We start from the raw sequence: 12326 nt of genomic DNA on the forward strand, positions 1-12326 counted from the left end.
CACGCCGGTTGCTCTGTTGAATCCCATCTTGTGTACCAGATGGAATTCAGCCGATGAGCGACCCTGTTGAAACGTGCGGTTTTACCCTCAGTGAATGGCAGCACCATTATCAAACCCGTCCGGCGGGCGAGCGCCTCGCCTGCGTCAGCGCCACGATCGAAGCGCTGGTCGCCGATTTGGATTCAGACGACAACGCCTGGCTGTATCTCGCCACCCCGGCGCAGCGCGAGCGGCAGTATCGGCAACTGGCACAGAGGCTCGAAGCAGTCGCCGGCGATCTCAGCCGCCTGCCGCTGTTCGGCGTGCCCTTCGCCATCAAAGACAATATCGACGTCGGCGGCTGGCCGACCAGCGCCGCCTGCCCGGCGTTCACCTATCAGGCCGCGGCGGACGCCACCGTGGTCGCCAACCTGCGCGCCGCCGGGGCGATCGCCCTCGGTAAAACCAATCTCGACCAGTTCGCTACCGGGTTGGTGGGCACCCGCTCACCCTATGGCGCAGTGGTCAACAGCTTCGACAGCCGCTACGTCAGCGGCGGCTCCAGTTCCGGCTCCGCTTCGGTGGTGGCGCGCGGCCTGGTGCCGTTCGCGCTGGGCACCGACACCGCCGGTTCGGGGCGCGTGCCCGCCGGGTTCAACAACATCGTCGGGCTGAAGCCGACCAAAGGGCGGTTGTCCAACCGCGGCGTGGTGCCGGCCTGCCGGTTGAACGATACGGTGTCGGTCTTCGCGCTGACGGTGGCCGATGCCGCGCAGGTGGCGGAACTGGCGAGCGGCTTTGACCCGGCAGACCCGTATTCCCGCCCAGATCCGCATACCGCGCCGGCGGATATCCCCGCCGCGCCGCGTTTTGCCGTTCCCGCCCAGCTGGAGTTTTTCGGTGACGTGCAGGCCGAGCGGGCGTTTCACCGCGCATTGGCGCAGCTGCAGGCGGGCGGAGCCACGCTGGAGCCCCTCGATTTCGCGCCGTTTCGCACCCTGGCGGAGCAGCTGTATTACGGCCCCTGGGTGGCGGAGCGCACCGTGGCGATTGAGCAGGTGCTGGAAGCGAACCCGCAGGCTATCGACCCGGTGGTGCGCGGCATCGTCGGCAACGGCCTGGGCTACAGCGCCTGCGACGCCTACAAGGCGGAATACCTGCGTGCCGAATTGGCGCGGCAGATCGCTCAGCGGCTGGCGCCGTTCGACGCGCTGGTGGTGCCGACCGCGCCCACTATTCGCACCCTGGCGGAGATGGCGCAGGAGCCGGTGCTGTTCAATTCGCAGTTCGGCACTTACACCAATTTCACCAACCTGGCCGATCTGAGCGCGCTGGCGCTGCCGGGGCCGCTGCGCGAAGACGGGCTGCCGGCGGGCATCACCCTGATTGCGCCCGCCTGGCATGACCGGGCGCTGGCGGCGTTTGGCCTGCGCTGGCAACGGCAAAGCGCCTTGCCGCTCGGCGCAACCGGCCGGGCATTGCCGCCGCAGCCCGCGCCGGCGCCGTCTTCGGGACACGTGCGTCTGGCGGTAGTGGGCGCTCACCTCAGCGGTATGCCGCTCAACGTCCAGCTGACGCAGCGCGACGCGGTGCGGGTGGAGCAAACCGTCACCGCACCCTGTTACCGCCTGTACGCGCTGGCCGATACCGAGCCGCCGAAGCCGGGGCTGGCGCGCGCGGCGCAGGGAGCGGCGATCCGTCTTGAGCTGTGGGACATCCCGCTGGCCCGTTTCGGCGAGTTTGTGGCGGAAATTCCGGCGCCCTTGGGTATCGGCACGCTGCTGCTGGCGGACGGCCGGCGGGTGAAGGGGTTTATTTGCGAAGCCTGGGCGCTGGAAGGCGCCACGGATATTACCGAGTTTGGCGGCTGGCGCGACTATCTCGCCGGCGTTAAGGGGGCATGAACATGTTTACTACCGTACTGATCGCTAACCGCGGCGAAATCGCCTGCCGCGCCATTCGCACCCTGAAACGCCTGGGCGTCACCAGCGTGGCGGTTTATTCCGACGCCGACCGCAATGCGCCGCACGTCACCGAAGCCGACAGGGTGGTGGCGCTCGGCGGCGACAAGGCCGCCGACAGCTACCTGAGCATCGACAAGATCCTTGCGGCGGCGGCAGCCACCGGCGCGCAGGCGATCTACCCCGGCTACGGCTTTTTGTCCGAGAGCGCCGAGTTTGCCGACGCCTGCGAGGCGGCGGGTATCGCCTTTATCGGCCCGACGGCGGCGCAGATGCGCGAGTTCGGTCTCAAGCACCGGGCGCGCGAGCTGGCGGCGTTGGCCGGGGTGCCGATGACGCCGGGCACCGGCTTGCTGGAGAACGTGGAGCAGGCGGTTGCCGCCGCCGCGCGCATCGGCTACCCGGTGATGCTGAAAAGCACCGCCGGCGGCGGCGGCATCGGCCTGACGCGCTGTGACGACGAGGCGGCGCTGCGCGAGGCGTACGACAGCGTCAAACGGCTGGGAGAGCAGTTCTTCCGCGACGCCGGCGCGTTTATCGAACGCTTCGTCGATCGGGCGCGTCACGTCGAGGTGCAGATTTTCGGCGACGGCCAGGGGCGGGTGGCGGCGCTCGGCGAGCGCGACTGCTCGCTGCAGCGCCGCAACCAAAAAGTGGTGGAGGAAACCCCGGCGCCACACCTGCCGGCGGCGACCCGCCAGGCGCTGCAGCGGGCGGCGGTGGCGCTGGGCGAATCGGTGAATTACCGCAGCGCCGGCACCGTGGAATTTATTTACGACGCCGCGCGCGACGAGTTTTACTTCCTCGAAGTGAACACCCGCTTACAGGTCGAGCACCCGGTCACCGAGATGGTCACCGGCCTGGATCTGATCGCCTGCATGCTGCAGGTGGCGGCGGGCGATGCGCTGGATTGGGCGGCGTTGCAACGCGCGCCGCAGGGTGCGGCGATCGAAGTGCGCCTCTATGCCGAAGATCCGCTGAAGAACTTCCAGCCCAGCCCCGGCGTGCTGACCGAGGTGCATTTCCCCGCCGACGTGCGCCTCGACGGTTGGGTGGCGACCGGCAGCGAAGTCTCGGCGTTTTACGACCCGATGATCGCCAAGCTGATCGTACACGGCGCTGACCGCGCGCAGGCGCTGGAAAAACTGCGCGTGGCGCTGGCGGCGACCCGTTTGCACGGCATCGCCACCAACCTCGATTATCTGCGGCAGGTGATCGCCACGCCGCAATTTCAGCGCGGCGACGTTTGGACGCGCCTGCTGGACGATTTGCATTACCAGCCGCACTGCCTCGAAGTGCTGCAACCCGGCACCTACAGCAGCGTGCAGGACTATCCCGGCCGCCTCGGCTATTGGGACATCGGCGTGCCGCCGTCCGGCCCGATGGACGACTTCGCGTTCCGGCTGGCCAACCGCATCGTCGGCAACCACCCGGCGGCCGCCGGGCTGGAGTTCACCCTGCAGGGGCCGACGCTGCGCTTTCACTGCGACGCCACCATCGCGCTGACGGGTGCCAGCTGCCCGGCCGATCTGGACGGCGAAGCGGTCGCCTACTGGCGGCCGATCGCGGTGCGGGCCGGGCAGGTGCTGACGCTGGGGCGCGCCACGCACGGTTGCCGCACCTATCTGGCGGTACGCAACGGCTTCGACGTGCCGGTGTATCTCGGCAGCCGTTCCACCTTCGCGCTCGGCCAGTTCGGCGGCCACGCCGGGCGCACCTTGCGCGTGGCGGACATGCTGGCGATCGCTCAACCGGAATTGGCCGCCAGCACCACGCCGGCGCCGATCGCCGCGCCGCAGGCGATGGACGACACCCTGATCCCGCACTACGGCGACCAGTGGCACATCGGCGTGCTGTACGGGCCGCACGGCGCGCCGGACTTTTTCACCGCCGAATCGATAGACGCCTTCTTCGCCACCGACTGGCAGGTGCATTACAACTCCAATCGCCTCGGCGTGCGCCTGGCGGGGCCGAAGCCCGAGTGGGCGAGAGAGGACGGCGGCGAAGCCGGTTTGCATCCTTCCAACGTGCACGACTGCGAGTACGCCATCGGCGCGATCAACTTCACCGGCGACTTCCCGGTGATCCTGACCCGCGACGGGCCGAGCCTCGGCGGCTTCGTCTGCCCGGTGACCATCGCCAAGGCCGAGCTGTGGAAAGTGGGGCAGGTGAAGCCGGGCGACCGCATCCGGTTCCATCCGATCGGTTTTCGCCAGGCGCAGTCGCTGGAACAGGCGCAGCTCGGCAGCATCGAAGCGCTGGCGGCGGTGAAGGCCATCACCCTGCCGCCGCCGGATCTGGCCCCGGCGGATACCGTTTCCGCCGCGGTGCTGGCGGCGCTGCCGGCGGCGGAAGGGCGCCCGGCGGTGGCGTATCGCCAGGCGGGAGACGGCTACATCCTGATGGAGTACGGCGACAACGTGCTCGATCTGGCGCTGCGGCTGCGCATTCATCTGCTGATGCAGTCGCTGCGGCAGGAGGCGATACCGGGCGTGGCGGAGCTGGCGCCGGGCGTGCGTTCGCTGCAGATCCGCTACGACAGCCGGCTGATAAGCCAGGCCGATCTGCTGCAGCGCCTGCTGGCGCGCGAACGGGCGCTGGGGGACGTCAGCCGCCTGAAGGTGCCGACGCGCACCGTCTGGCTGCCGATGGCGTTCGAGGATTCGGCCACGCTGGGGGCGGTCGATCGCTATCAGCAGACGGTGCGCGCTTCGGCGCCCTGGCTGCCGAACAACGTCGATTTTATTCAGCGTATCAACGGCCTGAGCCGACGCGAGCAGGTGCGCGACATCCTGTTCGACGCCAGCTACCTGATCCTCGGATTGGGAGACGTCTACCTCGGCGCACCCTGCGCGGTGCCGCTCGATCCGCGCCATCGCCTGCTGAGCTCCAAATACAACCCGGCGCGCACCCACACCGCCGAAGGGACGGTCGGCATCGGCGGCATGTACATGTGCATCTACGGCATGGATTCGCCGGGCGGTTACCAGCTGGTGGGGCGCACGCTGCCGATCTGGAACAAATTCCTCAAAAACCCGCAGTTCACCGCCGGTGAACCCTGGCTGCTGCGCTTCTTCGATCAGGTGCGCTTCTACCCGGTCAGCGAGCAAGAACTGGACGAGCAGCGCGAAGCGTTCCGCGAAGGGCGCATGCAGGTGCGCATCGAAGAGAGCGAATTCGACTTCGCCGCCTACACCGATTTCCTGGCCGACAACGCCGGGGCGATCGCCGACTTCCAGCATCGCCAGCAGCAGGCGTTCATCGCCGAAGTGGCGCGCTGGCGCAGCGATGACGACGAGGCCGAGGCGCAGCTGTTGCCGCCGGTTGAAGAAGACGCGATCGATGGCGATCTGGTCAGCGCCGATCTGAACGGCAGCGTGTGGAAGATCCTGGTGGAACCGGGGCAGGCGGTGGCGGCCGGGCAGCCGCTGATCGTGGTCGAGGCGATGAAGATGGAATTGGCGGTCACCGCGCCGCGCGCCGGGATCGTCAAACGCATCAGCTGCCGGCAGGGGCGGCCGGTCGGGCCGGGCGACGCCCTGCTGTGGCTGGAAAAAGCGATCTGAACGGAGGGGCGAAGATGCAAATCACCAACGGAGAGCACAAGGCGCGGCCGGAGGGGCTGGCGGAGCGCATTTATCTGCAGCTCAAGGCCGACATCTTCGAGTTTCGCCTGCTGCCGGGCGATCGCTTCAGCGAAAGCGACGTGGCGCAGCGCATGGCGGCCAGCCGCACGCCGGTGCGCCAGGCGCTGTTTCGACTCGAGCGCGAAGGCTATGTCGAGGTGCTGTTTCGCAGCGGCTGGCAGGTGCGGCCGTTCGATTTTGCCTACTTCGAAGAGCTGTACGACCTGCGCATCGTGCTGGAACAAGAGGCGGTGAAACGGCTGTGCGAATGGCCGGCCGGGGAAACGCCGGCCGCGCTGGCGGCGCTGAACCGTTTTTGGACCGAAGCGCCGCGTCTGGCGGACGGCCAGGTGGTGTCGCAGCACGACGAGCAGTTTCATCAGGCGTTGGTGGCCGCGGCGGGCAACGGCGAAATGGCGCGCATCCACCGCGAGCTGACCGAAAAGATCCGCATCATTCGCCGATTGGATTTCACCCAGCAGGCGCGGGTGGACGCCACCTACCGCGAACACGCCGCCATTTTGCAGGCGATCCTGCAGCGGCAAAGCGGGGTGGCGCAAGCGCTGCTCGGCGAGCATATCGCCGTCAGCAAGGCAGAGGTACGAAAAATAACGCTGCACATGTTGCACCAGGCGCGGGCCCAGCAGCCGGCGCGCTCGGCGTAACGATTTTGATTTCACACACATCAGGAGTTTGAACTATGCAACGTCGTCGTTTTATCAAAGCTTTTGCGCTGTCCGCCGCCGCGCTCGGCCTGGGCCTGGCCTGGAGCGCGCAGGCCGCCGACACCATCAAGGTCGGCATTCTGAGTTCGCTTTCCGGCACCATGGCGATTTCCGAGACGCCGCTGAAGGATGTGGCGCTGATGACCATCGACGAGATCAACGCCAAAGGCGGGGTGCTCGGCAAAAAGCTGGAGCCGGTGGTGGTGGATCCGGCCTCCAACTGGCCGCTGTTCGCCGAAAAGGCGCGCCAGCTGCTGAGCCAGGACAAGGTGGCGGCGGTGTTCGGCTGCTGGACTTCGGTGTCGCGCAAGTCGGTGCTGCCGGTGTTTGAGGAGCTGAACGGGCTGCTGTTCTACCCGGTGCAATACGAGGGCGAAGAGATGTCGCCGAACGTGTTCTATACCGGCGCGGCGCCGAACCAGCAGGCGATCCCGGCGGTGGAATACCTGCTGAGCGAGGACGGCGGCGGCGCCAAGCGCTTCTTCCTGCTGGGCACCGATTACGTCTATCCGCGCACCACCAACAAGATCCTGCGCGCCTTCCTGCACAGCAAAGGCGTACAGGACAAGGATATCGAAGAGGTCTACACGCCGTTCGGCTACAGCGATTACCAGACCATCGTCGCCAACATCAAAAAATTCGCCGCCGGCGGCAACACGGCGGTGATCTCCACCATCAACGGCGACTCCAACGTGCCGTTCTACAAAGAGCTGGCCAACCAGGGCGTCAAGGCCACCGACGTGCCGGTGATCGCCTTCTCGGTCGGCGAGGAAGAGCTGCGCGGCATCGACACCAAACCGCTGGTGGGCAACCTGGCGGCCTGGAACTACTTCGAATCGCTGGATAACCCGACCAACAAGCGGTTTGTCAGCCAGTGGAAAGCCTACGCCAAGGCGCACAACCTGCCGAATTACGCCACCGCGGTGACCAACGATCCGATGGAGGCCACCTACGTCGGCCTCCACATGTGGGCGCAGGCGGTGGAAAAGGCCGGCACCACCGACGTCGATAAGGTGCGCGCGGCGATGGCCGGGCAAACCTTCGCCGCGCCGTCGGGCTTCACGCTGACCATGGACCAGACCAATCACCACCTGCACAAGCCGGTGATGATCGGCGAGATCGAGGGCAACGGCCAGTTCAACGTGGTATGGCAGACCGAGGCACCGGTGCGCGCGCAGCCGTGGAGCCCGTATATCGCCGGCAACGACAAAAAACCGGATTACCCGGTGAAAGGCGGCAATTAACGTCACTCAGCGCCGGCGCGGCCCAGCGCCCGCCGGCCCAACAGAAGAGGCAGCTGATGCAATCTCCGTTTTTATCCTCTTTGCGCGTCGGGCTGTGGCTGCTGTGCGCCTGGCCCCTGCTGGCGCAGGCCGGGCCGGCCGATGAGTTCGCGGCGGCCAACCGTGCGCAGCAGGCCAAGTTGCTGCAGGCCTGGGCGGCCGAGCCGGACGCCGCGCGCCTGCCGCTGCTGCAGGGGCTGCAGCAGGAAACCGTGGCGATCGACGGGGCGAAGCGCGCCTTTATCCGCCAGGGCGATCGCTATCTGCCGCTCGAGGGCGAGGCGGCCCCGGTTGGCGAACCGAAGAAGGTGTGGCTGAACAACCGGCTGCGCATTCTGATCGCCAACGCGTTGTCGGCGCAGCGGTTGGTCAGCGCGGACGCGGCGGTGCGGCTGCAGGCGGCGACCGCGCTGCAGCGCGAAGCGCAGGGCGAGCAGTTGCCACTGTTGACCCGGCGGCTGGCGCAGGAGAAAGACCCGCAGGTACGCGACGCGCTGAGCATTGCGCTGGCGAACCTGCAATTGACCGACGCCAGCCCGCAGGTGCGCTTCAATGCGGTGCGGCTGCTGGGGGAATCGGGCGAGCCGGAAACCCGCGCGCGGCTGCAGGCGTTGACCGACGCCGCTCACGAGCCGGACGCCGCGGTGCGCGCCGAGGCGCAACGCAGCCTGCAGCGGGTGCAGCATCGCCTGATGATCGGCGATCTGCTCGGCCAGGCGTTCAGCGGCCTGTCGCTCGGCTCGATCCTGCTGCTGGCGGCGCTCGGGCTGGCGATCACCTACGGCCTGCTCGGCGTCATCAATATGGCGCACGGCGAAATGCTGATGCTCGGCGCCTATTCCGCCTACCTGGTGCAGGGGATGTTTCAGCAGTTTGCGCCGCAGTGGCTGGCGCTCTACCCGCTGGCGGCGCTACCGGTGGCGTTCGCCATCACCGCCGGGATCGGCATGCTGCTGGAGCGCACGGTGATCCGCCACCTGTATGGCCGGCCGCTGGAAACCCTGCTGGCCACCTGGGGCATCAGCCTGGTGCTGATCCAGCTGGTGCGGGTGCTGTTCGGCGCGCAGAACGTCGAGGTCGCCAACCCGGCGTGGCTGTCGGGCGGCGTGCAGCTGCTGCCGAACCTGGTGCTGCCGTGGAACCGCATCGCGGTGATCGCGTTCGTGCTGTTGGTGCTGGCGCTGACCTGGCTGCTGCTGAACAAGACCCGGCTCGGCATGAACGTGCGCGCGGTGACGCAAAACCGCGCGATGGCGGCCTGCTGCGGCGTGCCCACCGGGCGGGTGGACATGCTGGCCTTCGGGTTGGGATCCGGCATCGCCGGGCTCGGCGGGGTGGCGCTGTCGCAGTTGGGCAACGTCGGGCCGGAGCTGGGGCAAGGTTACATCATCGATTCGTTCCTGGTGGTGGTGCTCGGCGGCGTCGGCCAACTGGCGGGGACGGTGGCGGCGGCCTTCGGCCTCGGCATCGTCAACAAGATCCTCGAGCCGCAGATCGGCGCCGTGTTGGGCAAGATCCTGATCCTGGTGCTGATCGTTCTGTTTATTCAAAAGCGTCCGCAGGGGCTGTTCGCCCTCAAGGGCAGGGTGATTGACTGATGAGCCAACCATTGACCGTAACCGGCGTGCAGAAAGCGCCCCGGCTGGCGTTGAGCATCGGCGCGCTGGCGTTGCTGGTGCTGCTGGTGATGCCGTTCTTGACGCTGTTGCCGGCGGATCATCCGCTGGCGGTGTCCACCTATACCCTGACGCTGGCGGGCAAGATCCTGTGCTACGCGGTGGTGGCGGTGGCGCTCGATCTGGTGTGGGGCTATGCCGGGCTGCTGTCGCTCGGCCACGGGCTGTTCTTCGCGCTCGGCGGCTACGCCATGGGCATGTACCTGATGCGGCAGGCGGCGGGCGACGGGCTGCCGGCGTTTATGGCGTTCCTCTCCTGGAATGAGCTGCCGTGGTTCTGGAGCGGCACCCAGCATTTCGCCTGGGCGCTGTGCCTGATCGTGCTGGTGCCGGGCCTGCTGGCCTTCCTGTTCGGCTACTTCGCCTTCCGCTCGAAAATCAAAGGGGTGTATTTCTCGATCATGACCCAGGCGCTGACCTATGCCGGTATGCTGCTGTTCTTTCGCAACGAGACCGGCTTCGGCGGCAATAACGGCTTTACCGGTTTCACCACGCTGCTCGGCTTTCCCATCACCGCCGCCGGCACGCGGGTGGCGCTGTTCCTGGCGACGGTGCTGCTGCTGGCCGCCAGCCTGGCCATCGGCTTTGCGCTGGCGCGCAGCAAGTTCGGCCGGGTGCTGACCGCGGTGCGCGATGCGGAAAACCGGCTGACCTTCTGCGGCTACGATCCGAAGGGCTTCAAGCTGTTCGTCTGGACGCTGTCGGCGGTGCTGTGCGGGCTGGCCGGCGCGCTCTATGTGCCGCAGGTCGGCATCATCAACCCCGGCGAAATGTCGCCGACCAACTCGATCGAGGCCGCCATCTGGGTGGCGCTCGGTGGGCGCGGCACGCTGGTGGGGCCGCTGCTCGGCGCCGGCATCGTCAACGGCGCCAAGAGCTGGTTCACCATGGCCATTCCCGAATACTGGCAGTTCTTCCTCGGCCTGATGTTTATCGTCGTCACGCTGTTTCTGCCCAAAGGGGTGATCGGCCTGCTGCGCCGGAGGAAAACCTCATGAAAGCGATGCAAGTGACCGACGAGCTGTTTACCCACCCGCTGCCGGCGGATAAATACCGGCAGCAAACCGATCCGGTGCTGCAGCTCGACAACGTCAACGTCAGCTTCGACGGTTTTCGCGCGCTGACCGATCTATCGCTGCGCATTGGCGTCGGCGAACTGCGCTGCGTGATCGGCCCCAACGGCGCCGGCAAGACCACGCTGATGGATGTGATCACCGGCAAGACCCGGCCGGACAGCGGCAGGGTGTTTTACGATCAGACCGTCGATCTGACCCGGCTGGCGCCGATGCAGATCGCCCACGCCGGTATCGGCCGCAAGTTTCAAAAACCGACGGTGTTCGAGGCGCTGACGGTGTTCGAAAATCTGGAGATCGCGCAGAAAACCCGCAAGTCGGTGTGGGCCTGCCTGCGCGCCCGCCTGAGCAGCGAACAGCGCGACCGCATCGACGAGATGCTGAAGACCCTGCGGCTGGGGCATGAACGCCACCGGCCCGCCGGGCTGCTGTCCCACGGGCAGAAACAGTTTCTCGAGATCGGCATGCTGCTGGTGCAGGAGCCGCACCTGCTGCTGCTCGACGAGCCGGCGGCCGGCATGACCGACGCCGAAACCGACTACACCGCCGAACTGTTCCGCGAGCTGGCGGGCAAGCATTCGCTGATGGTGGTGGAGCACGATATGGGGTTTGTGGAAACCATCGCCGATCGCGTGACGGTGCTGCACCAGGGGCAGGTGCTGGCGGAAGGATCGCTGGCGCAGGTGCAGGCCGACGAACGGGTGATTGAGGTATATCTGGGGCGCTGAGGAGGCGTAATCATGCTGCAGGTAGAAGAATTGAATCAATATTACGGCGGCAGCCACATTCTGCGCGGCCTGTCGTTCGAGGCGCGCATTGGCGAGGTGACCTGCCTGCTGGGGCGCAACGGCGTGGGCAAGACCACGCTGCTGAAATGCCTGATGGGGCTGGTCCCGGCGCGCAGCGGCAGCGTCCGTTGGCAGGGCGAAACCATCACCGGTAAAAAGCCGCATCAGCGGGTGCGGGCGGGCATCGCCTATGTGCCGCAGGGGCGGGAGATTTTCCCGCGCCTGACGGTCGAGGAAAATCTGCTGATGGGGCTGGCGCGCTTTTCCGGCGCCGCTGCACGCACGGTGCCGGATCCGATCTATGAACTGTTTCCGGTGCTGCGGCAAATGAAGGATCGGCGCGGCGGCGATCTCTCCGGCGGGCAGCAGCAGCAGTTGGCGATCGGCCGGGCGCTGGCCTGCCGGCCGCAGCTGCTGATCCTCGACGAGCCGACGGAAGGGATCCAGCCTTCGGTGATCAAGGAGATCGGCGCGGTGATCAAACAGCTGGCGGCGAAGGGCGATATGGCGATCCTGCTGGTGGAGCAGTTCTATGACTTTGCCGCCGACCTGGCGGACAGCTATCTGGTGATGTCGCGCGGCAGCATCGTGCAGCGCGGCGCCGGCAGCAATATGGAACAGGACGGCGTACGCGGGCTGGTGGCGATTTGACGTTGGATCAGCTGAAAAAGGATCGGCTGAGCGGATCGCGGGAATGATGCAGCACTCTGATGATATTCACCTCTCGCCTGTGCTGACGAAAATAAATCAGGTGGTTGGCGACGGGCAATACCCATAGGCCGGGGCCGATTGCATCGATGTTTCTGCCGAGTTGGTGGTGGCTAAGGTTATCGAAAGCCTGTGCAGGTGGCGCAGATAATCTTCGGCCACCTGTAAGCCAAAGTGCGCCAATCCGTAAAAATAGATCTCTCCATATCGTCCAAGGCTTTTGGGCGGACGGTTACTTTCCTGCGCATCCTTTTGCTTTGCTCCGTATTCTTTCCATGAACACATCACGATCCCATTCGACGGCTTCGCCGCTGTTCTCTCCTTCGGCAATCAGGCGCCTAAGCTCTTCCAGTTTTGAGGCGGCGGTACGTTCGCGCAAAGTGCGCACGGATTCGCGGATGACTTCGCTAGGCGTGCGGTAATCGCCGCTGGCCACCAGGTCTTCGACGAAGCTACGCAGTTCGTCACCCAGATCTACCGTTAATGTTCTGCCCATTGTTCCCCCTC

At 66.3% G+C, this 12326-nt stretch carries 10 protein-coding genes; 8 read left to right on the forward strand and 2 right to left on the reverse strand.

Going from position 1 to position 12326, the window contains the following annotated elements:
• Nucleotides 1-53: 53 nt before the first annotated feature.
• Genes atzF through urtE form a run of 8 tightly spaced genes read left to right on the forward strand, consistent with a single transcriptional unit; the run spans nucleotide 54 to nucleotide 11762 of the window.
• Entirely contained in the window at nucleotides 54-1883 is a 1830-nt protein-coding gene (gene atzF, locus SSARUM2_RS06940; RefSeq protein WP_033653444.1) for an allophanate hydrolase, read from the forward strand.
• 2 nt (nucleotides 1884-1885) lie between these two features.
• Nucleotides 1886-5506: an urea carboxylase gene (gene uca / locus SSARUM2_RS06945; protein WP_060439070.1), complete on the forward strand. Its 3621-nt coding sequence runs from the start codon at nucleotides 1886-1888 to the stop codon at nucleotides 5504-5506.
• A gap of 14 nt (nucleotides 5507-5520) precedes the next feature.
• Nucleotides 5521-6231 carry a GntR family transcriptional regulator gene (locus tag SSARUM2_RS06950; protein ID WP_033646979.1) on the forward strand — a complete coding sequence of 237 codons (711 nt, stop codon included), beginning with the start codon at nucleotides 5521-5523 and terminating at the stop codon, nucleotides 6229-6231.
• 35 nt (nucleotides 6232-6266) lie between these two features.
• Nucleotides 6267-7535 carry an urea ABC transporter substrate-binding protein gene (urtA, locus tag SSARUM2_RS06955; RefSeq protein WP_060438960.1) on the forward strand — a complete coding sequence of 423 codons (1269 nt, stop codon included), beginning with the start codon at nucleotides 6267-6269 and terminating at the stop codon, nucleotides 7533-7535.
• 56 nt (nucleotides 7536-7591) lie between these two features.
• Complete coding sequence (gene urtB, locus SSARUM2_RS06960; RefSeq protein WP_060438959.1) at nucleotides 7592-9172, forward strand: urea ABC transporter permease subunit UrtB; 1581 nt, start codon at nucleotides 7592-7594, stop codon at nucleotides 9170-9172.
• Nucleotides 9172-10248, forward strand: coding sequence for an urea ABC transporter permease subunit UrtC (gene urtC / locus SSARUM2_RS06965; RefSeq protein ID WP_033637598.1), 1077 nt, complete (start codon nucleotides 9172-9174; stop codon nucleotides 10246-10248). Before urtB ends, urtC begins: the two co-directional genes overlap by 1 nt.
• Nucleotides 10245-11051, forward strand: coding sequence for an urea ABC transporter ATP-binding protein UrtD (urtD, locus tag SSARUM2_RS06970; protein ID WP_015377102.1), 807 nt, complete (start codon nucleotides 10245-10247; stop codon nucleotides 11049-11051). Before urtC ends, urtD begins: the two co-directional genes overlap by 4 nt.
• Nucleotides 11052-11063: 12 nt before the next feature.
• Entirely contained in the window at nucleotides 11064-11762 is a 699-nt protein-coding gene (gene urtE / locus SSARUM2_RS06975; RefSeq protein WP_033653440.1) for an urea ABC transporter ATP-binding subunit UrtE, read from the forward strand.
• A gap of 7 nt (nucleotides 11763-11769) precedes the next feature.
• Here the strand turns inward: urtE and SSARUM2_RS24365 are convergent, their stop codons facing one another.
• The gene (locus SSARUM2_RS24365; RefSeq protein WP_308316030.1) at nucleotides 11770-12027 is read right to left on the reverse strand and encodes a type II toxin-antitoxin system RelE/ParE family toxin; all 258 of its coding nucleotides are present in this window, start codon (nucleotides 12025-12027) and stop codon (nucleotides 11770-11772) included.
• Between the two features lie 24 nt (nucleotides 12028-12051).
• The gene (locus SSARUM2_RS06985) at nucleotides 12052-12315 is read right to left on the reverse strand and encodes a type II toxin-antitoxin system ParD family antitoxin (RefSeq protein ID WP_049195072.1); all 264 of its coding nucleotides are present in this window, start codon (nucleotides 12313-12315) and stop codon (nucleotides 12052-12054) included.
• Nucleotides 12316-12326 lie beyond the last annotated feature (11 nt).

This window comes from Serratia sp. K-E0102, assembly GCF_029962625.1.
GTDB classification, from domain to species: Bacteria; Pseudomonadota; Gammaproteobacteria; order Enterobacterales; family Enterobacteriaceae; genus Serratia; species Serratia sarumanii.